Annotated in this window: 24 protein-coding genes and 1 pseudogene; 8 read left to right on the top strand and 17 right to left on the bottom strand. The window is 69.1% G+C overall.

Annotated elements, in window-relative coordinates; translation table 11 throughout:
- Positions 1–40: 40 nt before the first annotated feature.
- Both ABID97_RS03915 and pyrE read right to left on the bottom strand, forming a co-directional pair.
- The gene (locus ABID97_RS03915) at positions 41–664 is read right to left on the bottom strand and encodes a DUF4124 domain-containing protein (protein ID WP_503012802.1); all 624 of its coding nucleotides are present in this window, start codon (positions 662–664) and stop codon (positions 41–43) included.
- 78 nt (positions 665–742) lie between these two features.
- Entirely contained in the window at positions 743–1,426 is a 684-nt protein-coding gene (pyrE, locus tag ABID97_RS03910) for an orotate phosphoribosyltransferase (protein WP_354397246.1), read from the bottom strand.
- Positions 1,427–1,438: 12 nt separating this feature from the next.
- Between pyrE and ABID97_RS03905 the strand changes: the two genes are divergently transcribed.
- Complete coding sequence (locus tag ABID97_RS03905; RefSeq protein ID WP_354397245.1) at positions 1,439–2,242, top strand: exodeoxyribonuclease III; 804 nt, start codon at positions 1,439–1,441, stop codon at positions 2,240–2,242.
- A gap of 6 nt (positions 2,243–2,248) precedes the next feature.
- Here the strand turns inward: ABID97_RS03905 and ABID97_RS03900 are convergent, their stop codons facing one another.
- The 14 genes and pseudogenes from ABID97_RS03900 to ABID97_RS03835 form a co-directional block, all read right to left on the bottom strand.
- The gene (locus ABID97_RS03900; protein WP_503012746.1) at positions 2,249–2,998 is read right to left on the bottom strand and encodes a GntR family transcriptional regulator; all 750 of its coding nucleotides are present in this window, start codon (positions 2,996–2,998) and stop codon (positions 2,249–2,251) included.
- A gap of 20 nt (positions 2,999–3,018) precedes the next feature.
- Positions 3,019–3,690: a cysteine hydrolase family protein gene (locus ABID97_RS03895; RefSeq protein ID WP_354401665.1), complete on the bottom strand. Its 672-nt coding sequence runs from the start codon at positions 3,688–3,690 to the stop codon at positions 3,019–3,021.
- Between the two features lie 35 nt (positions 3,691–3,725).
- A complete protein-coding gene (locus tag ABID97_RS03890) occupies positions 3,726–5,321 on the bottom strand; it encodes an ABC transporter ATP-binding protein (protein ID WP_354397243.1) in 1,596 nt (531 codons plus the stop codon).
- 7 nt (positions 5,322–5,328) lie between these two features.
- Entirely contained in the window at positions 5,329–6,030 is a 702-nt protein-coding gene (gene biuH / locus ABID97_RS03885; RefSeq protein ID WP_354397242.1) for a biuret amidohydrolase, read from the bottom strand.
- Positions 6,027–7,031 (bottom strand): formamidase, encoded by a 1,005-nt coding sequence (locus tag ABID97_RS03880; RefSeq protein WP_354397241.1) that lies wholly within the window; start codon positions 7,029–7,031, stop codon positions 6,027–6,029. The genes biuH and ABID97_RS03880 overlap by 4 nt, the downstream gene beginning before the upstream one ends.
- Before the next feature lie 5 nt (positions 7,032–7,036).
- The gene (locus ABID97_RS03875; RefSeq protein ID WP_354397240.1) at positions 7,037–7,960 is read right to left on the bottom strand and encodes an ABC transporter permease; all 924 of its coding nucleotides are present in this window, start codon (positions 7,958–7,960) and stop codon (positions 7,037–7,039) included.
- On the bottom strand, positions 7,957–9,018 hold the full coding sequence (locus ABID97_RS03870; protein ID WP_354397239.1) for an ABC transporter permease: 1,062 nt from the start codon (positions 9,016–9,018) through the stop codon (positions 7,957–7,959). The genes ABID97_RS03875 and ABID97_RS03870 overlap by 4 nt, the downstream gene beginning before the upstream one ends.
- 19 nt (positions 9,019–9,037) lie before the next feature.
- Positions 9,038–10,156 (bottom strand): BMP family ABC transporter substrate-binding protein, encoded by a 1,119-nt coding sequence (locus ABID97_RS03865; RefSeq protein WP_354397238.1) that lies wholly within the window; start codon positions 10,154–10,156, stop codon positions 9,038–9,040.
- Positions 10,157–10,209: 53 nt separating this feature from the next.
- Positions 10,210–10,590 (bottom strand): oxalurate catabolism protein HpxZ, encoded by a 381-nt coding sequence (gene hpxZ, locus ABID97_RS03860; RefSeq protein ID WP_354397237.1) that lies wholly within the window; start codon positions 10,588–10,590, stop codon positions 10,210–10,212.
- Positions 10,587–11,420 (bottom strand): ABC transporter ATP-binding protein, encoded by an 834-nt coding sequence (locus tag ABID97_RS03855; protein WP_354397236.1) that lies wholly within the window; start codon positions 11,418–11,420, stop codon positions 10,587–10,589. The genes hpxZ and ABID97_RS03855 overlap by 4 nt, the downstream gene beginning before the upstream one ends.
- Positions 11,417–12,247 carry an ABC transporter permease gene (locus tag ABID97_RS03850; RefSeq protein ID WP_354397235.1) on the bottom strand — a complete coding sequence of 277 codons (831 nt, stop codon included), beginning with the start codon at positions 12,245–12,247 and terminating at the stop codon, positions 11,417–11,419. Before ABID97_RS03850 ends, ABID97_RS03855 begins: the two co-directional genes overlap by 4 nt.
- Before the next feature lie 2 nt (positions 12,248–12,249).
- Positions 12,250–13,254 (bottom strand): ABC transporter substrate-binding protein, encoded by a 1,005-nt coding sequence (locus tag ABID97_RS03845; RefSeq protein ID WP_354397234.1) that lies wholly within the window; start codon positions 13,252–13,254, stop codon positions 12,250–12,252.
- Positions 13,255–13,271: 17 nt separating this feature from the next.
- Positions 13,272–14,994 (bottom strand): annotated as a pseudogene (atzF, locus tag ABID97_RS03840) (allophanate hydrolase).
- Positions 14,995–15,149: 155 nt separating this feature from the next.
- Positions 15,150–16,013 (bottom strand): M48 family metallopeptidase, encoded by an 864-nt coding sequence (locus ABID97_RS03835; RefSeq protein ID WP_354397233.1) that lies wholly within the window; start codon positions 16,011–16,013, stop codon positions 15,150–15,152.
- A 56-nt stretch (positions 16,014–16,069) separates the two neighbouring features.
- Here ABID97_RS03835 and ABID97_RS03830 point away from each other — a divergent pair, with 56 nt between their 5' ends.
- The 7 genes from ABID97_RS03830 to ABID97_RS03800 all read left to right on the top strand — a co-directional run bounded on the left by ABID97_RS03830 (position 16,070) and on the right by ABID97_RS03800 (position 24,688).
- A complete protein-coding gene (locus tag ABID97_RS03830) occupies positions 16,070–17,455 on the top strand; it encodes an AmpG family muropeptide MFS transporter (protein WP_503012745.1) in 1,386 nt (461 codons plus the stop codon).
- 130 nt (positions 17,456–17,585) lie between these two features.
- On the top strand, positions 17,586–18,788 hold the full coding sequence (locus ABID97_RS03825) for a beta-ketoacyl-[acyl-carrier-protein] synthase family protein (protein WP_354397231.1): 1,203 nt from the start codon (positions 17,586–17,588) through the stop codon (positions 18,786–18,788).
- Positions 18,785–19,630 carry a beta-ketoacyl synthase chain length factor gene (locus ABID97_RS03820; protein WP_354397230.1) on the top strand — a complete coding sequence of 282 codons (846 nt, stop codon included), beginning with the start codon at positions 18,785–18,787 and terminating at the stop codon, positions 19,628–19,630. The genes ABID97_RS03825 and ABID97_RS03820 overlap by 4 nt, the downstream gene beginning before the upstream one ends.
- 4 nt (positions 19,631–19,634) lie before the next feature.
- A complete protein-coding gene (locus tag ABID97_RS03815) occupies positions 19,635–21,278 on the top strand; it encodes an NAD(P)/FAD-dependent oxidoreductase (RefSeq protein ID WP_354397229.1) in 1,644 nt (547 codons plus the stop codon).
- A 66-nt stretch (positions 21,279–21,344) separates the two neighbouring features.
- On the top strand, positions 21,345–22,067 hold the full coding sequence (locus ABID97_RS03810; protein WP_354397228.1) for a response regulator: 723 nt from the start codon (positions 21,345–21,347) through the stop codon (positions 22,065–22,067).
- Between the two features lie 108 nt (positions 22,068–22,175).
- Positions 22,176–23,372, top strand: coding sequence for an ATP-binding protein (locus ABID97_RS03805; protein WP_354397227.1), 1,197 nt, complete (start codon positions 22,176–22,178; stop codon positions 23,370–23,372).
- Between the two features lie 59 nt (positions 23,373–23,431).
- Positions 23,432–24,688, top strand: a complete 1,257-nt coding sequence (locus ABID97_RS03800; protein ID WP_354397226.1) for an O-antigen ligase family protein — start codon at positions 23,432–23,434, stop codon at positions 24,686–24,688.
- A gap of 41 nt (positions 24,689–24,729) precedes the next feature.
- Here the strand turns inward: ABID97_RS03800 and ABID97_RS03795 are convergent, their stop codons facing one another.
- A complete protein-coding gene (locus tag ABID97_RS03795) occupies positions 24,730–24,939 on the bottom strand; it encodes a zinc-finger domain-containing protein (RefSeq protein WP_126747864.1) in 210 nt (69 codons plus the stop codon).
- Positions 24,940–24,945 lie beyond the last annotated feature (6 nt).

Raw genomic sequence — 24,945 nt, 5'->3', positions numbered from 1 at the left:
TGGCGAAGCGACACGAAGTGCGCGAAGACTGGGGGCGAGCCTATCTTCCGCCGTTGTGCGGCAACCAGAGCTGCCGGAGGCGCGCACGCTCTTCGTCGAAGCGCGCATTCACGCGCTTCTTCTCGTCTTCCTGCTCGCCGATGAAGCGGTTCTGCACCGCCACGCTCTGCATGTTGTCCTCGAGCTTGCGGCGCACCGCCCCCGGCGCCTTGCTGACGTCGTGCTTGTAGAACTCGAGTTCCTCGTCGATCCGCTTGCGGTCTTCGGCGAGTTCCTCCAGGCGCTTGCGCGCCGCCTGGATCACCGCATCGATCTGCACCAGCGCCTCGGCACGCTCGCGGTCATGCACCGTGGCGTTGGGATAGCGCACCAGCAATGCACGCTCGCGCCGGCGCTCGTCGAGCACCCGCGCGGCCTGCAGCGCCGCCTCGCGTGCGCGGTCCTCGCGCTCGGCCAGTTCGCGGGCCGTGTAGGTCGGCTCGACGCGGCGGCGCGTGGTGCCGCTCGGGTTCAGTTCACGCTGTTCGCGGTCGGTGCATTCGGCAATCGGGCGGTCGGCCGTGAGCGTGCGTCCCCGGGCGTCGGTGCAGGTGTAGATGCTCGCAGGTGCCTGTGCGGCGGGCTGCGCCGGCACTTCGGCGGGCAGCAGCAACAGCACCGCCATCGTCGTCAGCAGCAGCGCCGCGGCGGCGAGTGGCCGCACGGTCTGGTTCTCGAGCTTGCGCACGGGCATCGGGTGTCCTCAGCGGGCGCCGTAGCGCGCGCGGTAGGCCAGCACGCGCTCGCGGTGCGCACCCAGTCCGGTGGCCGCATCGCCCGACAGGTAGTTGAGGAGGTCGTCGAGCGTGGCGATGGCCACGACCGCCAGCCCCAGCTGGTTGCGCACGTACTGCACGGCGCTGTGGTCCACGTCGGCGCCGTTCTCTGTGGCTTTTTCCTGCCGGTCGAGCGCAATGGCCACGGCATGCGGCGTGGCGCCCGCGGCCTCGATGGCGGCGATGGATTCGCGCACCGCGGTGCCGGCCGACATCACGTCGTCGACGATCAGCACGCGGCCCTTGAGCGGCGCGCCGACCAGGTTGCCGCCCTCGCCGTGCGCCTTGGCTTCCTTGCGGTTGTAGGCAAAGGGATAGTTGCGGCCGCGCCGCGCGAGTTCGGCGGCCACCGTGGCACCCAGCGGTATGCCTTTGTATGCAGGACCGAAGATCATGTCGAACTCGACGCCGCTCTCGATCAGCCGGTCTGCATAGAATCCCGCGAGCCGCGCGATCTTGGCGCCGTCGTCGAAGAGGCCCGAATTGAAGAAGTAGGGGCTCAGGCGGCCGGCCTTGGTCTTGAACTCACCGAAGCGCAGCACGCCCGCGTCGAGCGCGAACTGGACGAAGTCCTGCGCCACCGCACTGCTTTCCACACCATCTACAGCCATCGGAATTTCCTTGTGTTCAAACTGACCAGCCTCAATCTCAATGGCCTGCGTTCGGCCGCCACGAAAGGGGTGGCGGACTGGGTGGCCGAACTTGCGCCGGATTGTATTTGCATGCAGGAGATCCGGGTCCAGGCGAGCGACGTCGAAGGCCGCTTCGAGGAAATGGCGGGCCTCAAGGGCTACTTTCACTTCGCCGAGAAAAAAGGCTACGCCGGCACCGCGATCTACACCCGGCACGCGCCCAGCGACGTTATGGTGGGCTGGGGCGACAAGGAGTTCGACGCCGAGGGCCGCTACCTCGAACTGCGCTTCGACACGCCCGCGCGCAAGCTGTCGATGATCAGCTGCTATTTTCCGAGCGGCAGCTCGGGCGAGGAGCGGCAGCAAGCCAAATTTCGTTTCCTGAAGGGATTTTTTCCGCACTTGGTCGCGCTGAAGAAGGAGCGCGAATTCGTCCTCTGCGGCGACATCAACATCGCGCACAAGGAAATCGACCTCAAGAACTGGCGCGGCAACCAGAAGAACAGCGGCTTCCTGCCCGAGGAGCGCGCCTGGATGACGCGGCTGCTCGACGCCGGCACCGAGGGTGCGGGCCTGGTCGACGTGTACCGCATGCTCAAGCCCGAGACCACGGGCGAGGCCTACACCTGGTGGAGCAACCGCGGCCAGGCCTACGCCAACAACGTGGGATGGCGGCTCGACTACCACCTGGCGACGCCGGCGCTCGGCGCCCTGGCGCGCAGCGAGCAGATCTACAAGACCGTGAAGTTCAGCGACCACGCGCCGATCACGGTCGAGTACGACTTCACGCTCTGACCTTGGTCAGCGCGGCGCGGCCTTGCCGGCGTGCCGCGCCAGGTGCACCTGGTGCAGCGTGATCTTGCGCACCTCGGCCTGGCTGGTCTCGATGTGCGCGCGCAGCAGCATCGCGGCCTGGTCGCCCCTGTTGGCGCGGATGGCCTTGAGGATCTTGGCGTGCTCGTCGTAGGTGGCGTCGATGCGCGGCTGCTGGGTGAAGTCGAGCCGGCGGATGATGCGGATGCGCTCGGTCACGTCGCCGTGCACGCGCGCGATCTCGGCATTGCCCGCGGCGGCCACCAGCGAGCAGTGAAAAGCCTCGTCCCATTGCGCCACCTGCGCGGTGTCGTCGCTGCGCTGGGCCACGGGCACGAGCCAGATGTCGGCCAGCGTGTCGAGCAGGCTGCGGTCGACGCGGCGGTCGGCCTCGCAGAGCCGGTGCGCGGCGGTGGTCTCCAGCACCATGCGCAGGTCGTAGAGCTGCTCGAACTGGTCGAAGTCGAACGGCAGCACGCGCCAGCCGCTGCGAAACAGCACCTCGACGAAACCCTCCTGCTGGAGCCGGAACAGCGCCTGCCGCACGGGCGTGCGCGAGACGCCGAGCCGCTCGCTGATCTCGCTTTCGGTGAAGCGGTCGCCGGGCACGAGGATGAAATCGGCCACGTCGCGCTTGAGCTGCGCGTAGACCTCGTCGGCGCGGGTACGAAAAATGGCTGCGTCGGCGGCAGGAACGTCGGAAGCGGGTGGCGCGGGGCGGGAACGGGCGGTAGGCACGTGTGGAATGGTAGTCGCTGTCACAGCCCGCGGCGCAGCGCCGCCAGGAGCGCGGTGCTCGGCGCGGTCCATCCGACGATGCCGCCCTGGGCGCGGACCATGTCGAGCGTGGCGGCCTTGAACGCGGGAAAGTAGCTCTCGGTGCAGTCCTCGAGCAGCAGGCAGTCGTAGCCGCGGTCGTTGGCTTCGCGCATCGAGGTCTGCACGCACACTTCGGTGGTCACGCCGCCGAACAGCAGGTGCGTGATGCCGCGCTCCTTCAGCAGCGCGTGCAGGCCGGTGGCATGGAAGGCGCCCTTGCCGGGTTTGTCGATGACGATCTCGCCGCCCACGGGCGCCAGGGCCTCGATGATCTGGTTGCCGGGCTCGCCGGCCACGAGGATGCGGCCCATGGGGCCGTCGTCGCCGATGCGCAGTGCCGGGTTGCCGCGGTTGCGCTTGGCGGGCGGGCAATCGGAGAGGTCGGGCCGGTGCGCCTCGCGGGTGTGCACCACCAGCCCGCCGGCTTCCCGCCAGGCCTTTAGCGCCGCCTGGGTGGCCGGGACGATCGCTTCGAGCAACGACACATCGTTGCCCAGGCTTTCGCCGAAGCCGCCGGGCTCGATGAAGTCGCGCTGCATGTCGATGAGGACGAGCGCGGTGCTCCCGGTCTCGAACCCGTAGGGGAAAGGGAGGGCTTCCTCGATGCGCATGGTGTTGCTCGCTGGTTCGACGGAATGTGCCGCGCTCATGCCGCAGCCTTCAGCGGCGCATGATGCCCGCCACCCATGTGCGCGCCGATCACGTGCCTTTCGGCATCCGCGGCGGAGGTCTCGAACACGATGCGGCCTTCGCTCATCACGACGATGCGGTCGGCCAGCTCCAGCAGTTCGTCGAGGTCTTCGCTGATCAGCAGCACCGCCCCGCCCTTCTCGCGCACCTGCACGATGCGCGCGTGGATCTCGGCCACGGCCGCAAAGTCCAGGCCGAACACGGGGTTGGCGGCGATCAGCACGTTGATGTCGCCGGCGAGCTCGCGCGCCAGCACCGCGCGCTGCACGTTGCCGCCCGAGAGACTGCGGATCGCGGCGCCCTCGCCCTGCGTCTTGACGCCGTATTCGGCAATCCATTCGCGCGCCCGGCTGCGCCAGAAAGAAAACGCGAGCACGCCGCCGCGCGACAACGGCGGCCGGTCGAAATCGCGCAGCGCCATGTTCTCCGCCACGCTCAGGTCGCCCACGCAGGCATTGCGCAGCGGCTCCTCGGGCAGGCTGCGCACCTTGAGGCGGCGGTTCTCGCTGCGCCGTGCGGCGTAGGGCTGGCCCATGACGCTCACCTTGCCGGCGAGCCGCGGCCGCTGGCCGACGAGCGCCTCGACCAGCTCGCGCTGGCCATTCCCCGAGACTCCCGCCACGCCGAGGATCTCGCCCGCCTGCACGTGGAGCGCGAGGTCGTGCAGCGCCAGCGTGCCGCGGTCGCCTTGCGCCTTCAGGCCTTCGACGCTCAACGCGACCGGCGCCGAATGCGGCACGGGCTTCCTGGCCGCAGGCGATGCGGCCGGCGCGGACAGCGCGGCCTCTTCGCCGCCCATCATGGCCGCTGCCAGCAGCGCCGGGCGGGTGTCCGCCACGCGGCAGTGGTGCACCGCCTTGCCGCGGCGCAACACCGTCACGCCGTCGGCATAGGCCATCACTTCGCGGAACTTGTGCGTGATGATGAGCACGGTGCACAGGCCGCTCCGCGCGAACTCGCGCACGTGGCCCAGCACCTCGTCGGCCTCCTGTGGCGTGAGCACCGAGGTCGGTTCGTCGAGGATCAGGAGGCGCGGCTTCAGGTAGAGCTGCTTGAGCAGTTCGAGCTTCTGCTTCTCGCCCGCCGCAAGCTCCGACGGCCGCACGTCGAGGTCGAGGCTGAAAGGCGTGGTCGCGAGAAACTCCTTGAGTTCGGCGCGTTTGGTTTTCCAGTCGATCAGCGCCGGCGTCTTGCCGCCCGCGAGCAGCAGGTTCTCGGCCACCGTCATGCCCGGCGCGAGGGTGAAGTGCTGGTACACCATGCCGATGCCCAGCGCACGCGCCACGATCGGGTTGGCGATGTCCTGCTCGCGCCCGTCGATCAAGATGCTGCCTTCTTCCGCCCGCTGGTAGCCGGCCACGCATTTCACCAGCGTGCTCTTGCCCGCGCCGTTTTCGCCGAGCAGCGCATGCACGGTGCCAGGCTCGACGCGCATCGTCACGCGGTCCATCGCGGTGAAGGCACCGAAGCGCTTGGTCAGCTCATAGGTGTCGAGCGCGAGTGCGCCGCTGCTCGCAGGCAGCGCACCGATGGCGTGGGGCGTGTTGCTCATGCCGCGATCAGTCCAGCGCGGCCAGCAGCTGCTGCGAGGTGGCGTGCGCGCCGAACACGCCGCCCTGCATCGTGATCATCTTCAGCGCCGCCAGGTGGTTGCCGTGGTCGGTGGCGGCGGTGCAGTCGGACAGCAGCAGGCATTCGAAGCCGCGGTCGTTGGCGTCGCGCATCGTGGTGTGCACGCACACGTCGGTGGTGATGCCCGCGAGGACCAGGTTCTCGATGCCGCGCGTGCGCAGGATCAGCTCCAGATCCGTCGCATAGAACGATCCCTTGCCGGGCTTGTCGATCACCACCTCGCCGGGCAACGGCGCGAGTTCGGGAATGATCTCCCAGCCGGGCTCGCCGCGCACCAGGATGCGCCCGCACGGCCCGTCGTCGCCGATGCCGATGCCCCCCGCGCCGATCTGCCGCGAACGCCAGCGCTTGTTGGCGGGCAGGTCGGCCAGGTCGGGCCGGTGGCCTTCGCGCGTGTGGATGATGTGATAGCCCAGCGGCCGCAGCGCCGCGAGCGTGCGCGCAATGGGCTGGATCGGCGCCTGCACCAGCGACAGGTCGTAGCCCATCACGTCGACGTAGCCGCCCTTGCCGCAGAAGTCGGTCTGCATGTCGATCACGATGAGCGCGGTGTTGCCGGGCCGCAGCGCGCCGTTGTAGGGCCAGGCATAGGGCTCGGCGGCGATGTGGCGGGTCGGTGCGGTGTTCATTTGGGGGTGCTTCCTTCGTAGGTGCGCTCGGGCGGCGCGAAGCCGCAGCCGGTGCCGTCGGTCACCTTCACGCCGGCGCTCCACGGCAGCTTGTAGGTGCCGGCGGCCATGTCGTGCATGTAGGTGTAGGGGCAGTCCTGCGCCCCGCCCTTCACCGCCACGTAGCCGCGGTGGTAGAGCTGGTAGATGTTGTTCTCCACGCCCCAGCCGGTGCGCGCCTCGCGCACGAGGTCGGGCCGCAGCTCGGCGGTGATGATCTCGTCGGCGCGGCCACCGCCCTCGGCGAGCACGGTGCCGTCGAAGTTGCAGAACATGCCCTCGCCCATCGAGTCGAAGCTGCCGTCGCTGCCGCACAGGCACACGCTCGCGGTGTACGCCAGGTTGCAGAAGGCGTTGGCCTGGTTGGTGATCTTCCAGGCGTGGCGGATGGGCGCCGTGTAGCCGGCGGTGCGCAGGATGATCTCGGCCCCCTTGTACGCGGCCTCGCGCGCCATCTCGGGAAACATGCCGTCGTGGCAGATGATGAGCGACAGCTTGCTGCCGTTGGGTCCGTCGCACACCGGCACGCCCAGGTTGCCGGGCTCCCACGGCTCCACCGGCACCCACGGATGCAGCTTGCGGTAGTAGAGCCTGATCTCGCCCTCGGCATCGATGATGAGGCCGCTGTTGTAGGGATTGCCGCCGGGGTTGGCTTCCATGATCGAGAAGCAGCCCCAGATGCGGTTGGCGACGCACGCTGCCTTGAACGCGGCCACTTCGGGCCCGTCGAGCGTGCACATGATCCCGGGGTTCATGTCCATCGAGAGGCCGTGCAGCGCGTATTCGGGGAACACCACCAGGTCCATGGTCGACTGGTTGCGGCGCGCCTTCGCCACCATGGCGCAGATGCGCTCCGTTTGCGCAGCCAGGTCGGCCGGCGTCTTCACGTTCGGCAGCTGCAGCTGCACCAGGCCGACGACCACGCCGTGCGCCGATTTGTTGAGGCCTCCGAGACCGCTCATGGCGTTCAGCTCCTTGTCGATGAAAGTTCGCCGGGGCTTCCGGCCGCTGCCGTGCCCGGCTTGCAGGTGAACACCAGGATCACCAGCGTGAGCACGTAGGGCACGGTGTTGAACAGGTGGTAGCCCCAGCCGACGCCGATGGACTGCAGCGCGGGCCCGATGGCGCCGGCGCCGCCGAAGAGCAGCGCCGCGCCCACGCAGCGCAGCGGGCTCCAGCGGGCGAAGATCACCAGCGCCACCGCGATCAGGCCCTGGCCGCTCGAGATGCCTTCGTTCCAGCTGCCCGGATAGAACAGCGTGAGCGACGCACCGCCCAGCCCCGCGATGAAGCCGCCCGCCGTCGTCGCCGCGATGCGCAGGCCCGCCACCGAATAGCCCAGCGCCCGCGTCGCCTGCGCCGAATCGCCCGCCATGCGCACCAGCAGGCCGGCGCGCGTGCGCGCAAAGCCCCACCAGAGCAGCACGGCCAGCAGCACGCCCAATGGCACCAGCGCGTTGAGCTGCAGGGCCGATCGCACCACCGGGTTGTCGCTCCAGAAACCGAGCGGGATCGCGGGAATCTGCGGCGCCTGCGGCTGGATGAGCGGCTTGCCGAGGTAGAAGGCCAGGCCGGTGCCGAGCAGCATCAGCGCGATGCCGGTGGCCACGTCGTTCACGCGGTCGAGCGAGCACAGGAGGCCGTGCAGCAGCGCGAGCAGCGCGCCCGCCACCGCGCCGACAAGCACGCCGAGCCAGGCCGAATCGGTGAGATACGCGCCGCCGAAGGCCGCCATGGCCGAGAGCACCAGCACGCCTTCGAGCCCCAGGTTGATGCGGCCCGACTTCTCGGTGAGGCACTCGCCCAGGCTCACGAACAGGAAGGGCGCGCCGACACGCAGCGCCCCGCCGACGATGCCGGCGACCAGGGCGATCCACTGGTCGGCCGTCATGCCGGGCTCCCCGCCGCGCGGAACACGCGGGTGCGCAGCGCCTTCCAGTCGATCATGCGCAGCCCCTCGCTCGCAAGAATGAGCACGAAGGCGATGCCCTGCAGCACCAGCACCGAGGCATCGGGCAACCCAAGACGGCGCTGCAGCAGGCTGCCCGCCGCGCCGAAGCCGCCGAAGAGAATGGCGACCGGCACGATGGCCACCGGGTTGTGCCGCGCAATGAAGGACACGAGGATGCCCGCATAGCCGTAGCCCGCGATCAGCGAGGCATTGGCGTTGGTGTGCACCGCCGCCACCTCGACCGCGCCCGCGAGCCCCGCGCAGGCGCCGCCGAGCCCACAGGCGCCGAGGATGAGCCGCGTGGCCGGCAGGCCCACGAGCTGCGCGGTGCGCGGATTGCCGCCCACCACGCGCACGCTGAATCCGGAGGCCGTGGCGCGCAGCCACCAGCCGAGCGCGAGGCACGCCACCACGCCGATGACGAATCCCCAGTGCACGTCGGAACCGCCGATGCCGCCGATCAGCAAGCCGGCGTCGAGCGCATAGGTCGAGGGTTTGTTGAGGCTGGCCGGGTCGCGCAGCGGCCCCTCGACCAGGTGCTTGAAGATGCCGATCGCGATGTAGGCGAGGAGCAGGCTGCTGATGGTCTCGTTGATGCCGCGGTACTGGCGCAGCCAGCCCGCAAGAACGATCCACAGCGCGCCGGCCGATGCGCCGGCCAGGCAGACCGCGATGGTGCCCGCCATGTTGCCGGGCAGCGGCACCGCATGCGCCAGCGCAGCCGCAGCCAGCCCCCCCAGCACCAGCGCACCTTCGCCGCCGATGACGATCAGCCCCGCGCGCGCGGGCAGCGCCACGCACAGCGCCGTGAGCATCAGCGGCGCGGCGCGCTGCAAGGTGTTCTGCCACGAGAACCAGTCGCCGAACGCGCCCTTGAAGAGCGTCGCCCAGACCTCCACCGGATCGACCCCGGCAAAGGCCACCAGCACGCCGAACAACAGCAGCGCCGCCGCAATGGCGAACACCGGCAGGGCGAATTCCTTGAGCGCGTGGCGCATGGCGTCGGGGCGGCGCGGATCAGGCCGAACCGATGACGCCTTCGACGAGGTAGTTCATCTTTTCGAGCTCCAGGTCGGTCTGCTTGAGCACCTTGCCGACCGGCACCACGACCGCGCCCTTGTTGTCCTTGATGCCGTCCTTGAAGATGTCGAAGGTGCCCGCGATCATCCTGGCCTTGATCTCGTCGGCCTGCTTCTTTGCGGCGTCGGTCACCATGGGGCCGTAGGCCGACATCTTCACGTAGCCTTCCTTCAGGCCGCCGCGCAGGAAGTTGGGATGCGGCTTGCCGCTTTGCGCGGCTTCGATGGCGGTCTTGTAGGCGGTGAGCCAGTTCCACTCGGCCCCCGTCAGATACGCGTTCGGCGCCAGCTTGGCCTGGCTCGCGTGGTAGCCGCAGACCATCTTGCCGCGCTTGGCCGCCGTCTCCACCACCACCTTGGGGCCGTCCACGTGCATGGTGAACACGTCGCAGCCCTGGTCGGCCAGGCTGTTGGTGGCTTCCGCTTCCTTCACGGCCATCGACCAGTCCCCGGTGAAGATCACGCTGCAGGTGATGCCGGGCTTGACCGAGCGCGCACCGAGCGTGAACGCGTTGATGTTGCGCAGCACCTGCGGGATCGGCTTGGCCGCGACGAAGGCGATCTTGTTGCTCTTGGTCATGTGGGCCGCGATCACGCCGTTCAGGAACTGGCATTCGTCGATGTAGCCGAAGAAGCTGCCGGCGTTCTTGGGGTGCTTGCCTTCGGTCCAGAGGCCGCCGCAATGCGAGAAGCGCACGTCGGGGTACTTGGGCGCCACCGCGAGGATGTGCGGATCGAAATAGCCGAACGACGTGGGGAACAGCAGCTTGGCGCCGTCCTGCGAGATCATGCCGGCCATGGTCTTCTGCACGGCCGCGGTCTCGGGCACGTTCTCTTCCTCGACCACTTTCACGCCGGGCAGCTTCTTGACTTCGGCCGCGGCCATGGCGTGCGCCTGGTTGTAGCCGTAGTCGTCGCGTGCACCGACGTAGATCACGCCGACGGTCAGCGGCTTGGCCTGTGCACCGGCAAGGGCGCTCCAGCCCCCCAGGGTGCCGGCGGCGCCGAGCGCGGCCAGGGATTTGAGGGACTCGCGGCGATTGAGGGGGCTGGTCATGACGTTCTCCGATCTTGGATACAAGGTGGGGTGCAAAAAATGTGCCTGCGTGCTCAGTCCATCAGGCTCACGTGCGCGGCGACCACGCGCCAGCCTTCGGCGGTGCGCAGCCAGGTCTGGCTCTGGCGGCCGGTCTGGCGGCTGCCTTCGCGGCGGAACTCGACGTTGGCCGTTGCGAAGTCGCGGCCGTAAGTGGTGATGACGGTGCGCAGCAGCTCGCGCGGCGGACTCTGCACCGCGAGCGAAGCGCGAAAGGCGCGGATGCCGGCGTGGCCGTAGTGGTTCTCCGAGAAGCCGTAGCGCAGCGTGTGCGGGCTGTCCCAGAACAGCTCGTCCAGTACCTCGGGCCGGTTGGTGACCAGTGCCTCTTCGTAGCGCGCGAACACGGCCTCCACTTCGGCGAGCACCTCGGGGATGTTGATCTCGGGGGTCATCGGCGAACCTCGCGCTGGAAGATGTCGAGGCTGAGCTTCTTCATCGCGACGAAGCTGTCGCTGCTCAGCGTCTCCAGCGTGCGCGGCCGCGCATCGCCGTAGCGCAGGATCTCGGCCACCTTGGTCGGCCGCTTGGTCAGGAGCAGCACCTCGTCGGCCAGGTACACGGCCTCCTCGAGATCGTGCGACACCAGCAGCATGGTGGTGCCGGTCTGCATGAACACCTCCTGCAGCTTCTCGCGGATGAAGAGCGTCATCTCGAAGTCGAGCGCCGAGAAAGGCTCGTCGAGAAACAGCACCTCGGGGTTGGGCGCGAGCGCCCGCATGATCGATGCGGTCTGCTGCTGGCCGCCCGAGAGCTCGTAGGGAAAGCGCTTGAGATCGAACTTGACGTCGAACGACGCCACCAGCTCTTCCATGCGGCGGTCGACCTCGGCCTTGCTGCGGCCTTCGAGCTTCAGCGGGTAGGCGATGTTGTCGATGGTGCGCATCCACGGGAACATCGCCTCGCGGTAGTTCTGGAACACGTAGCCGATCTTGGTGTCCTTGCGCTGTTTGCCGTCGAACAGGATCTCGCCCGAATCGATGGGAACGAGCCCCGCGATCATGTTGATGAGCGTGGACTTGCCGCAGCCGTTGGGCCCGAACACCGAGACGATGCGGTGCTTGGGGATGTCCAGGTCGAAGTCCTCGTACAGCGGCCAGCCCGCAAAGTACTTGGTCAGGCCGCGAATGGTGATGTGCGTGCCGGCGGGGCCGGGCTTGAACACGGGCCTGGGCACGTCGGCGTACACCGGCCCGTTGACGACGATGTCGGGCGTCGCTTTCATCGGCCGCTCCAATGCACGATGCGGCGCTCGGCCACCAGGAAGAGGATGTTGAGCGCGTAACCCAATGCGCCCGCTGCAAGAATCGCCGCATACATGCTCTTCACGTTGAGCACCTGCTGCGCGTCGATGATGCGGTGGCCGAGGCCGGTGTCGGAGCCGATGAACATCTCGGCCACGATGACGATCACCAACGCCATCGACACCGCCGAACGCAGGCCCACGAAGCTGGGCTGCAGGCTCTCCCACACCAGCACGTCCTTGAAGATCTGCCAGCGCGAGGCGCCCATGACGCGCGCCGCCATCACGCGCTGCTTGCGCGCGTTGATGACGCCGTAGGCGCTGTTGAACACCACGATCAGCAGCGCTCCGAAGGCCGCGATGGCCACCTTGTTGACGTCGGACACGCCGAAGATCAACAGGAACAGCGGGATCAGCGCGGACGACGGCGTGGAGCGGAAGAAGTCGATCAGGAACTCGACGCTGCGGTACGCCTTCTCGTTGCTGCCGAGCAGCACGCCGAGTGGCACGCCGACCACCGCCGCGATCGCGAAGGCCTGCAGCGTGCGCCACACGGTCATCGCGAAGTCGGTGAGCAGCGGCCCGCCCGCGAGCCCCGTGATCAGCGCCGCGACGGTGTCGGCCGGGGTGGGCAGCAGGATCGGCTTGATGAAGCCGAGCCGCACCGCCAGGTCCCAGACGATGAACAGCACCACGGGCCCGATGAGGGGCAGCAGCCGGTCGCGCAGCGGCGGCCTGGGCACTGCCGCCGTCGCGCCGGCGGCCGGCGGTGTCCACGGCGCGGCCGTGGTCGTGCTTGCGTCGGCCATGCTCAGGCCTTGTAGAGCAGGCCGTCCACCAGCACCTTCTTCTCGAAGATGCCTTTCTCGGTGAACAGGTCGTAGAACTTCTGGAAGTACGCCACGTCGCTCGGCTTGAACTCGTTGTAGAGCATGTACGAGGCGAGCGGCACCTCGGCCGTGAGGCTGCCTTCGATGGCGGTGTAGCCCTTCATGTGCTGGCGCGCGTCGTCGGGCTTGGTGCGCACCAGCTCCACGCCGCGCGCATAGGCGGCGATGTACTTCTTCGCCACTTCGGGGTTCTTCTTGATGAACTCGCTGGTGAGGCTGGCGGCGCCGCCATGCCAGGGCGCCATCGGGTCGCCCAGGATGTATCTGGCCACCACGCCGGCCTCGATGACGCGCGTGGTGCCGTTCATGCGGCCGACGGTGCCGGTGGGTTCGAGCGTGTAGCAGGCGTCGACCTGGCCCGCGACGAGCGCGGCCACGTGCTGGCCGATGGGAAGCTCGCTGACCGTGGCGCCCTTGGCGCCCGCGCGCTCCAGCATGGTCTTGCAGAGCGTGACGTTCTGGATGCCGGGGCCCGAGGCGATCTTCTTGCCGGCCAGCTCGGCCATGGTCTTGACCGGGCTGTCCTTGGCGACGATGAATTCGTCGAGCACGTACTTGGCGTTGCTCGGGTTGGTGCAGAAGATCTTGAAGAGCCCGGGCTGCGCGATCTCGCCGATGGCGAGGTTGGCCGAGCCCGTACCGTTGGCGCTGCCGTCGCAGCGCCCCGCGAGCATGCCTTCCATGACCTGCTGCGCGCCCGCGAACTTGAGCGGCTCCACGTCCAGCCCCGCCTCCTTGAAGTAGCCGCGGTCCACGGCGGCGAAGAACGGCAGGCCGGCGGCCACGGGCCAGAAGCCGATGCGGATCTTCGGTGCGGCCTGGGCGCGCACGATGGCCGGCGCGGCCAGCACGGCCAGCCCCGCGGCGCCGGCCTGCAGCAGCTGGCGGCGCGACGCGGCGGCGGGCGATTTCTCAGGAATGCGCATGAAGACTCCTCGTTCGGTCAGGTTGGATTGGCTTGGGAAGAAGCGGCGGCGGCCGCCGTGCGGCTCGCGATGTAGGCGCGCCAGCCGCCGTGGCGGCTGACGTCTTCGGCGCCGGCCAGTGCATGGCCTTCGCAGATGAAGCCGTGCACCCAGCGGCCGTCGGCCAGCTCGACGCTGCCCAGGCCGAGCGGCGACGGAATCAGCGCCAGGAAGCTGCCGACCTGCGCGAGCGGAACGCTCCACACCTCGAGCGCGATGGCCGTCCCGCCACTGGCGCAGCGCTGCAGCCCGGGCTTGGGCGGCACGGTGTCCGGCAGCGCATGCAGGCTGTAGCGCGGCGAGGTGGTGGTGGCGCACAGCAGCGTGGCGCCGCGCTCGGTGAGCTGCCCGTTGAGCGGCATGCCCGAGAGATGCGCGCCGACCACGGCGAGGGGCATCGTCTGCACCACCGGCGCTTCCAGCCCCGGCAACGGCCGTGGCTCGGGCAGCGGCAGCCCCCGTGGCGCCCTGCGGCAGTCCGCTGGCGTGGTGGTAGCGCTGGCCCAGTTCGGCCAACGCGAGATCGCTGCCGCAGCGGCCGATCAGCGTGATGCCGAAGGGCAGGCCATCGGCGCGGATCGCGCTGGGCACCGAGATGGCGGCGTAGTCGAGCAGGTTGACGAAGTTGGTGTACGCGCCGAGGTTGCGGTTGAGCACGACGGGGTCGGCGCGCATCTGTTCGCGCGTGTAGTGCGTGGGCGCCGTCGGCACCAGCAGCACATCGATGCCGCGCCACATCGGCTCGGCTTGCTGCGCGAGCGCGCGCAACCGGGTCTGGGCCTCGAACACGTCGGCGGCGCCGTAGCCGCGGCCGCTCTCGAGGATGCCGCGCACCGGCTCGATCACCTGGGAGCCGTGCGCATCGAAGAACTCGCGCACCGCGGCATAGCGTTCGGCCACCAGCGCACTCTCATAGAGCAGCGCGGCGGCTTCGGCCAGCGGGGCATAGGGAACGGCCACGGCGGTCCCGCCCAGCGCGACGAGCCGCGCCTGTGCATCGCGAAAGGCTTCTTCGGCCATGCCGTCGCCGAAGAAGCGCAGCGTGTCGGGCACTCCGAACCGGAAAGCCGATGGAAACGGCTCGCTGCACAGCGCAAGCGCGCGCGAATAGGGGTCGCGCGCGTCCGGCCCGGCGGCCGCCCGAAGCACGTCGACCGCCAGCGCCACGGTGCGCGCGAAGATCGACACGCAGTCCGCGCTCTGGGCCGCGGGCACGACGCCGAAGGCGCTCAGGAGGCCGCGCGAGGGCTTGATGCCGACGATGTTGTTGAGCCCGGCGGGCACGCGGCCGGAGCCCGCGGTGTCGGTGCCCAGCGCGAAGTCGACTTCGCCGGTGGCCACCACGTAGGCCGAGCCCGAACTGGAACCGCCCGAGACGTAGCGCGGATCGAAGGCGTTGGGCACTTCGCCATAAGGCGAGCGGGTGCCGTTCAGGCCGCAGGCGAACTGGTCGAGGTTGGTCTTGCCGAGCAGCGATGCACCGGCATCGAGCAGTTTCTGCACCACCGCCGAGTGCTCGGCGGGCTGGCGATCGAAGGTCGGACAGGCGGCCGTGGTGGGGATGCCGGCCACGTCGATGTTGTCCTTGACGGCAAAGCGCAGCCCGGCGAGCGGGCTGCTTGCGCCGGGCGCGCCGGGCAGGGGTGCATCGAAGCGTGCGATCCACGCCGCCTCAGCCGATCCGTTTTCTTCATGCACCATCTTCAGGCATCCAAACTTGTGTACAAGTCGAGATGCAAGCAATGTGCCAGGGGGATCGGCCGTCCTTTGGTAGCTTGGGAGTTGGTTTTGCCCCCTCTCCCTCCGGGAGAGGGAGTCAGGCAATCAGCTCCGCCCCTTAAAAGTGAGCGCGCGCCTCAGCCGCGCCTGGCGTCCCGGTAAAGCTTTTCCACCTTCGGCAGATTGGCTTCCAGCTTCTGGATCCGGTCCGGTCCACTCGGGTGGGTGGACAAAAAGCTCAGGCCGCCCTGCGTCCGCGATGCCGCGGCCATCTTCTTCCAGAGCGACACCGAAGCCTGGGGGTCGTAGCCGGCGCGGGCCGCGAGCTCCAGGCCGACGAGGTCGGCCTCGGTTTCGTCGCCGCGGCTGAACTTGAGGGTGAGCAGCTGCGTGCCGGCGCGGGCCGCGAGGTCGCCCACCTGGCCGAGCCCCAGCAGCTGGGCGCCGATGGAGAGCGCGGCGCCGGTGCCGGCGCTCTTGGCCAGCCGGGCGCGCGCATGCTCGCGCAGTGCATGGGCCATTTCGTGGCCCATCACCATCGCGACCTCGTCGTCGCTGAGCTTGAGCTGTTCGAGGATGCCGGTGAAGAAGGCGATCTTGCCGCCGGGCATGCAGAAGGCGTTGACCTGCTTGCTGCCGATCAGGTTGACCTCCCATTTCCACTGGCGCGCCCGCGTGTTCCACGGCGTGGCGAAGGGAATCAGGCGGTTCGCGATGGTGCGCAGCCGCTGCAGCTGCGCATTGCCGTCGCCCGCGAGCGCGCCCTTGGCACGCGCCCTTTCGAGCAGTTGCCCGTACTGCTGCACGCCGGCGGCCTCGATCCGATCGGCCGGCACCAGGTTGCGCGCCACCGATGCATTGCCCACATTGACCTGCGCCAGCGCCGGGCCGCCGAGCGCCGCGCCGGCCGCAGCCAGCAGGAAGGCCCGGCGCGGCTGCCAGGCCGAGGCGCCGGAAGCGGCAGCCGCGGAAGAGACAAGAGGCTCGCAACGTGTGCACATGCGCGGATCATAGGAACAAACGCCAGAAAAGACCGCGCGGCCCGCGGCACGCCCTCATGGACAATCCGGGGTTCATGTCTGCCCAGCCCGCCGAAACCCCCACCGCCTCCTCCCTGCCCTGGCGCGACGCGCTGAAGGTCTATCTCGAGCCCGCCACCCTGCGCATGCTGGCGCTCGGCTTTTCCGCCGGCCTGCCGCTGCTGCTGGTGCTGGGGACGCTGAGCTTCCGCCTGCGCGAGGCGGGCATCGACCGCACCACCATCGGCTACCTGAGCTGGGTCGGCCTGGCCTATGGCTTCAAGTGGGTCTGGGCACCGCTGGTCGACCGGCTTCCGCTGCCCCCGCTCACCACGCTGCTGGGTCGCCGGCGCGGCTGGCTGCTGCTGGCGCAGGCGCTGGTGATCGCGGGGCTGGTCGGCATGGCGCTGAACGATCCGCGACAGGGCCTGGTGCCGCTGATCTGGTGCGCGCTGCTGGTGGCCTTCGGCTCGGCCACGCAAGACATTGCGCTGGACGCCTTCCGCATCGAATCGGCCGAGACGCGCAAGCAGGCCGCGCTGGCCGCCGCCTACCAGACCGGCTACCGGCTCGCGATGATCTGGGCCGGCGCCGGCGTGCTGTGGGTCGCGGCCTGGGCCGAGGTGGCGCCCGCGGCCGGCGCCACGGGCGCGGCGGCCTACCAGAACGGCGCCTGGAAAACGGCCTACCTGGTGATGGCGGCCTCGATGGCGGTCGGCGTGCTGACGGTGCTGCTCTCGCCCGAACCCGTGCGGCGCGTGCTGCCCAAGGCCAGGAACGCCGCCGAATGGCTGCAAAGCGTGCTGATCGAGCCCTTTGCCGATTTCATCCGCCGCTACCGGTGGCAGGCCGCGCTGATCCTCTCGCTGATCGCCATCTACCGCATCAGCGACGTGGTGATGGGCATCATGGCCAACCCCTTCTACGTGGACATGGGCTTCACCAAGGACGAGGTGGCCACGGTCAGCAAGATCTACGGCGTGGTCATGACGCTGGCCGGCGCCTTCGTGGGCGGCGTGCTGTCGATGCGGCTGGGCGTGATGCGGGTACTGATGCTGGGCGCGGTGCTCAGCGCCGCGAGCAACCTGCTCTTTGCCTGGCTGGCCTCGCGCGGGCATGACCTGACGGCGCTGATCGCGGTGGTGTCGGCCGACAACCTGGCGGGCGGCATCGCTTCGGCGGCCTTCATCGCCTACCTGTCCAGCCTGACCAACATCAGCTACTCGGCCACCCAATACGCGCTGTTCAGCTCGCTGATGCTGCTGCTGCCGAAGTTCATTGCGGGCTACTCGGGCGTGTTCGTCGATGCCTACGGCTATGCCCCGTTCTTCACCGCCACCGCCCTCCTGGGCCTGCCGGTGCTGGTGCTGGTGGCGCTCGCCGCCCGGCTCACCACGACCACAGGCCCCACGGAGCGTCAATAGAGCACGGGCCTGATGGGAAAACAGCTGACGCTGCACGGCCCGCCCAACTGTTAGGCTTTCGGTTTAGGGTACCTTCCGCTTCGCTTTCCCCAAAAAGCGTCCTCTTTCCGCCTGCAACCCCACAAGACACGTGCCGCAACGCATTTCTCCCCTTCAGATCAGCGCCTACACGGCCACCTCGGCCGTCGGCGTGGGCAAGGAGCCGCTCGCCGAGGCGCTCGCGCAATCGCGCAGCGGCTTGCGCGCCAACGATTTCGGCGATGCGCCGCTGCCCACCTGGATCGGCCGGGTCGACGGGCTCGAGGACATTCGCCTGCCCGAAGCGCTGGCGTCCTGGGACTGCCGCAACAACCGGCTGGCGTGGCTCGGCCTGCATGCCGACGGCTTCCCCGAAGCAGTGGCCGCGGCACGGGCGAAGTACGGCCCCTCGCGCATCGCGCTCATCCTGGGCACCTCGACCTCCAGCATCGGCGAAACCGAGCTGGCCTACACGCAGCTCGATGCCGACGGCCTCTTTCCGCAGAACCAGCGCCGCGCGGCCGTGCACACACCGCACTCGCTGGCCATGTTCGTGCAGCAGGCGCTCGGGCTCACCGGGCCCAGCGAGACGATCTCCACGGCCTGCTCGTCGAGCGCCAAGGTGTTCGCCTCGGCCGAGCGGCTGATCCGCCTCGGCCTGGCCGACGCCGCCGTCGTGGGCGGGGTCGACACACTGTGCGGCAGCGTGCTGTTCGGCTTCAACTCGCTCGAACTGGTGTCCAACGAACCGTGCAGGCCCTTCGATGCCGGCCGCAAGGGCATCAGCCTGGGCGAAGCGGCAGGCTTTGCGCTGGTCGAGCGCGTGCAGGACGATGCCGGCGCGCCGCTGCGGCTCTATGGCTACGGCGAAGCCAGCGATGCGCACCACATGTCGACGCCGCACCCCGAAGGGCTGGGCGCCGAACGCGCACTGGACGAGGCGCTGGCGCGCGCGGGCCTCGCGCCCGACGCCATCGACTACATCAACATGCACGGCACCGCGAGCCAGAAGAACGACGAGGTCGAAGGCGCGCTGGTGGCGCGGCGCTTTCCGGCCACCACCCATGCCAGCTCGACCAAGGGCTTCATGGGGCACACGCTGGGCGCGGCGGGTGTGGTGGAGTCGGTGATCAGCCTGCTGGCGATCGAGCGCGGCCTGATGCCCGGGACCGTGAACACGAGTGAAATCGACACCGGCTTCGGCCCGCAGATCAGGCTGGCGCCCGCGCATGGCGAGGTCCGTTATGCGCTGACCAACTCCTTCGGTTTCGGCGGCAACAACTGCTCGCTGGTGTTCGGCAAGGCGACCGCATGAGCGCGCCGAACCAGGCGCCGAAGCCGCCCACCCTCTACATCGAAGGCCCGGCCTTCTGGACACCGACGCTGCCGGGCTGGGACGCGGCGCGCGCCGCCTTCCGCGGCGAAGGCGCGCTGGCCGACCCGCCCGCCAGGCGGCCATCGCCCCAGGTGCTGGCCCCGGCCGAGCGCCGCCGCGCACCCGACACCGTGGCGCTGGCGCTCGAGGTGGCGGCCGCATCCATGGCCGGCGCGGGCCGCAATGCGGCCGACGTGCCCTGCGTCTTCGTCTCGGCGCACGGCGACCTGTCGATCAACGACTACATGTGCACCACGCTGGCGACCGATCCCACGGTGCTGTCGCCCACGCGCTTTCACAACTCGGTACACAACGCCGCTGTGGGCTACTGGACCATCGGCACCGGCTGCATGGCCGCCAGCAACTCGGTCTCGGCCTACGAGAACAGCTTTGCCGCCGGCCTGCTCGAAGCCGCGGTGCAGTGCGCGGCCGACCAGTCGCCGGTGCTGCTGGTGGGCTACGACACCCCCACCGTGGGCGCGCTGACCTCGGTGACCGACAGCCAGGGCCTGCTGGCCGTGGCGCTGGTGATCGCGCCCGAACGCACGGCGCGCACGGTGGCCTCGCTCGCGTGGTCGCTGGAAGAAAACGGCGGCAACACCGCGGCGGCACCGCTGGCTTCGGAAGCCGCGAAATCGCTGGCGCACATCAACCCGATGGCCCATGCGCTCGGCCTGTTCGAAGCGCTGGCGCGGCTGGACGGCCACCCGCCGGCGCTCGACCTGCCGCTTTCGTCTTCCACCCTTTCGCTGCGGCTCCAGCTGCAGCCGTTGCAGGACTAGGCTCATGAACGGCACTGCGCAACGATTCGACGCAGTGATCATGGGCGGCGGGCTCGCGGGCCTCACGCTGGCGCTGCAACTGAAACAGCGCTTTGCCGACCTCGACGTGCTGGTGCTCGAACGGCGCAGCCATCCAGTGCCGCACGCGGCCCACAAGGTCGGCGAATCGTCGGTGGAGATCGGCGCGCACTACTTCGACACGGTGCTCGGCCTGAAGCTCCACATGGACGGCGCGCAGTTGCGCAAGTTCGGCTTCCGCTTCTTCTTCAGCGAAGGCCGGCGCGACATCGACCAGGTCACCGAGATCGGCGCCAGCCGCTACCTGTCGGTGCCCAGCTACCAGATCGATCGCGGCATCTTCGAGAACTACCTGGCCGAGGAAGCGGTGCGCCGCGGCGTGCGATTCGACGATGCCGCGCTGGTGCGCCGAGTCGACCTCGCGCCCGACACCACGCACGATGCGCCGCACCGCCTGGAGTGGTCGCGCGGCGGCGAGACCCACATCGCCGAAACGCGCTGGCTCATCGATGCCTGCGGGCGCGCAAGCCTGCTCAAGCGCAAGCTCGGGCTCGCGGAAGCCAACGCGCACGACGTGAACGCCGTGTGGTTTCGCATCGGGGAGCGCATTTCCATCGACGAATGGAGCGGCGACACGGCCTGGCGCGAGCGCTGCGATCCCCAGGCGCGCTGGCTCTCGACCAACCACCTGGTGGGCGCGGGCTACTGGGCGTGGCTGATTCCGCTGGCCTCCGGCTCGCACTCGGTGGGCATCGTGGCCGACCCGAAGCTGCATCCGCTCGACACCATCGACACCTTCGACAAGGCCATGCAGTGGTTCGCCACCTACCAGCCGCGGCTTTTCGACGCGCTGGACGGCAAGCGGCACCTGCTGCAGGACTTCGCGTTCCTCAAGCACTTCTCGCACGGCTGCAAGCAGGTGTTCTCGGGCCGGCGCTGGGCGCTGACCGGCGAGGCCGGGCTCTTTCTCGATCCCTTCTATTCGCCCGGCAGCGACTTCATCGCGATCGGCAACACCTACATCACCGACCTGGTGGCGCAAGACCGCGCGGGCCGCCCTCTCGAAGCGCGCGCGCAGCTGTACGACCAGATCTACCACTCGTTCTACGAAAGCACGCTGGCGCTCTACCAGGACCAGTACCCCCTCTTCGGCGACCCCGAGGTGCTGCCGGTGAAGGTGATCTGGGACTACGCCTACTACTGGGGCGTGCTCTCGCAGATCTTCTTCCAGCAGCGGCTCACCGACCTGATGCTGCTGGGCAGCGTGAAGGAAGAGCTGCAGCACTGCCAGCGCCTGAACCTTGCGGTGCAGCAGCTGCTGCGCGCCTGGTCCGCCGCCTGCCCCCGGCGCAACGCCGCGGTCATGCTCGACCAGGCGGCCATGCCGTGGTTCGCCGAGCTCAACCGCAGCCTGAAGGATCCGCGCATGGACGATGCCGCGTTCAAGGCGCGCCTGCGGGCCTCGACCTTCCAACTGCGCCAGCTGGCGGCTGAAATCCTCGCGCGGGCACGGGCGGACAATGCGGTGCTGGATGGCTGCACGCTGCCCGCCTTGCTCGAGCAGCAAATGGCCACGCCCGCGGTGGATGCGCCGGCCGGCCCCCTGCTTTTTGCACCGCCGCCGGGTTGACATCCGGACGCCGGGTTTACCCAACTTTACGGGGCGTTCAAGCCCCGTTGCCCCCCTTGGAGGACCATGAAGCGCATGAGCACCCCCCAACTCCTGATGATCGAAGACGACGCCCGCCTGGCACACATGGTGGGCGAATACCTGACGCAGTCAGGCTTCGCGTTCTCGCATGCCGGCGATGGCGCCAGCGGCCTGGAGCTGCTGCAGCAGCACGCGCCCGACCTGGTGATCCTGGACCTGATGCTGCCCGACACCGACGGCCTGGAGATCTGCCGCCGCATCCGGTCGCTGCCCGCGCCCGCCTCGAAGGTGTCGGTGCTGATGCTCACCGCCAAGGGCGATCCGATGGACCGCATCATCGGGCTGGAGATCGGCGCCGACGACTACCTGCCCAAGCCCTTCGAGCCGCGCGAGCTGCTTGCGCGCATCCGCGCGGTGCTGCGCCGGCGCAGCGAGAACAGCGCCGACACCGAAGCCAGCACGGTGATGCGCTTCGGCACGCTCGAGATCGACCGCAATGCGCGCACCGTGTCGGTGGGCGGCGCGCTGGCCGACCTCACCTCCTACCAGTTCGACCTGCTGGTGGCCATGGCCGAGCGTGCGGGCCGCGTGCTCACGCGCGACCAGATCATGGAAGCCGTGCGCGGCCGAGAGCTCGAAGCCTTCGACCGCTCGATCGACGTGCACATGGGCCGCATCCGCGCCGCCATCGAGGTCGATGCCAAGAACCCCAAGCGCATCCTCACCGTGCGCGGCGTGGGCTACGTGTTCGCCAAGCAGCAGGACTGAAGAGATGTCCGCCCCCCGGCTTATCACTCGCTTCGCTCCGTGTAATTCGCCACCCCCCGAGGGGGAGGCGCGGCTCGCCTTGGGGCGGCCCGGCGGCGGCCGCATCGCATGCTGAATCTCTATTCCCGCCACCTCTACTTCCGCATCTGGCTCGCGGTGGTGGGCGGCGTGGTCATCCTCACGCTGATGGCCAACTGGATCGTGCGCGAAGCGGCGCAGGCCGAGCGCGAGCGCCTGGCGCCGGTGCCGCGCAACGTGGTGGTGCTCGACGCGCAAGACCGGACCATCGGCACCGGGCAGGCGCTGCGGGTGCCGGGCCAGGGGCTGGAGTTCGACGTGACGCTGAGCGACGGCAAGGCCATCACGCTGCGCGTGGCACCGCGCGACCGGCCCTCGGGCACCGGCGGGTTCGCGCCCTGGCGCACGCCCTTCGGCCTGGGCTGGATGATCGCGCTGGTGGGCATTGCCGTGGGCCTGGGCGTGTACCCCATCGTGCGGCGGCTCACCCAGCGGCTGGAAACACTGCAGCGCGGCGTGCAACGCTGGGGCGAAGGCGACCTCTCGGTGCGCGTGATCGAAGAAGGGCAGGACGAAGTGGCTGATCTCTCCAAACGTTTCAATGCCTCGGCCGAACGCATCGAAAAGCTGGTGCGCTCGCACAAATCCCTGCTGGCCAACGCATCGCACGAGCTGCGCTCGCCGCTCACCCGCATCCGCATGGGCCTGGAGCTGATGGGCGAGCGCCCGAGCCCCGCGGCGCGCGACGAGATCTCGCGCAACATCGGCGAGCTCGACCAGCTCATCGACGAGATCCTGCTGGCGAGCCGGCTCGATGCGAGCGAGGCCGACATGGGCACCATCGAGGCGGTCGACCTCACCGGGCTGGCGGCCGAGGAGTGCTCGCAGGTCAATGCCGATCTCGACCTGGAAGAAGGCACGGACAACGCCAAGCTCACGGTGCCGGGCGTCTCGCGCCTGCTGCGCCGCGCGATCCGCAACCTGCTCGAGAACGCCCGCCGCTACGGCGCCGGCGAGATCTCGGTGGAGCTGGGCAGCGCCAACGGCTTTGCCACCGTGCGCGTGAACGACCGCGGACCCGGCGTGCCCGCGGCCCTGCGCGATCGCATCTTCGAACCCTTCTACCGGTTGCCCGGCGCCAGCGAGCGCAACGGCGGCGTGGGCCTGGGGCTGGCGCTGGTGAAGTCGATCGCCGAGCGGCATGGCGGCAGCGTGCGCTGCGAAGAGCGCCCGGGCGGCGGCGCGAGCTTCGTCATCCGGCTGCCGGTGGCAGGCCGCGCCAGCTGACCGGCCGGCCGGCCCGAAGTCAGGTGGGCACCGCGGGCCCCACCTAAAATCCCGCCCCTATGCAGAGATCGCACATCGTCAGGCCCGCGGCCATGTTCTGGGGGCTGGTGGTGTTCATGCCCGTCGGCGTCACCTACCTTTCAGCCCTGCTGCTGCTCGCCACGCTGGGGCTGGCCGGCCGATACCGCGAGCGCTTCGCGCGGCTGCGCGCCAACCCGCTGTGGTGGCCGATGGTGGCGTACCTGGGCTGGACCTTCATCGTGCTGGCCATCGGGCCGCATTACCCCGAGACCGGCTCCAACCTGTTCCACGGCCTGCGCATCGGGCTCACGATCCTGATGGCGATGGCACTCACGCGCGAGGAAGCGATCTGGGCGCTGCGCGGCTTCCTGCTGATTGCGGCGCTGAACGTGCTGCTGATCCTGGCCTATCACGCCTTCGGCTTTCCGATCTGGGCGCCGCTGCGCGCAGTGGTCATGGAAGTGGGCAACAAGTCGATCAGCAACGCACTGCTTTTCAGCGTGGTGGCGTCCACGGCCGCCGTGTGGGGCATCGCGCAGATCGCCGCGCACCGGCCGCTGCGCGCCCTTCCCGCCTTCGTGCTGGTGCTCGGCCTGGGCCTGGTGGTGGCGCTGCCGCTGACGTCCCGCACCTCGGTGCTGGCGCTGATGCTGGTGATCCCGGTGGTGTGCATTCACCAATGGCGCAGCCACCTGAAGATGCTGGTGAGCGCCCTGGTGCTGGGTGCCGTGGTGCTGGCGGCGGCGCTATACCAGCTGCCGCAGCTGCAGCACAAGGTCGAGACCGGGGTGGAGGAGATCGAGAAGGCGCAGGCCGGCGAGATCTTCAAGGGCAGCTGGGTCATTCGCTACTACATGTACCGCGACACGGGCCTCATGATTGCCGACCGGCCGCTCACCGGCTGGGGCATCGGCGGGTGGACCGACCAGTGGCACAAGCGCGGCCCGGCGCTGTTCGCCGAATCGAACATGCCGCACAACGACTTTCTCTGGGTCGGCGCGCAGGGCGGGCTGCCGGCCCTGCTGAGCCTCTTGGCCATCATGGCCGGCGCGGTCTGGCAGGCGTGGAAGCGGCCCGACATCGCGGGCCGCTATGCGCTCGCCGCCACGCTGATCGCGCTGATCGCGTCGAGCGTGAACTCGGCGGTGCGCGACGCGCAGATCGGGCTGGCGCTGCTGTGGATCGCGATGGTGTACCTGCGGCTCGCGCAGGAGCCCCGCAGCGCCCAGCCCTGGAATGACCTGTGGCCGGGAAGCCGCATCGCAGCGGTGCCAGAGGCCCCCGCTTCCAGCTAGAGAGCGGGCAGCTGGCGGAAGCTACCCGACAGCGGCCCTGCTCAGTGCCGCGACGACACCGTCTCGCCCGCCTTCAGGCGGTAGACCGTGCCGCAGTACGGGCACTTGGCTTCGCCGGTGCGCGCCACGTCCAGGTAGACCTTGGGATGGGTGTTCCAGAGCTTCATGTCGGCCTTGGGGCTCGGGCAGAACACGCCGCCCTGGTGGTTGAGCTCCTTGGCCAGGAGTTCGACGACTGCGTTGGTGGACATGGGTTT

Source organism: Variovorax sp. OAS795, assembly GCF_040546685.1.
GTDB lineage: Bacteria > Pseudomonadota > Gammaproteobacteria > Burkholderiales > Burkholderiaceae_C > Variovorax.
The sequence above is the reverse complement of the archived record's forward strand: the minus strand, read 5'-3'. Positions and strand labels throughout refer to the sequence as shown.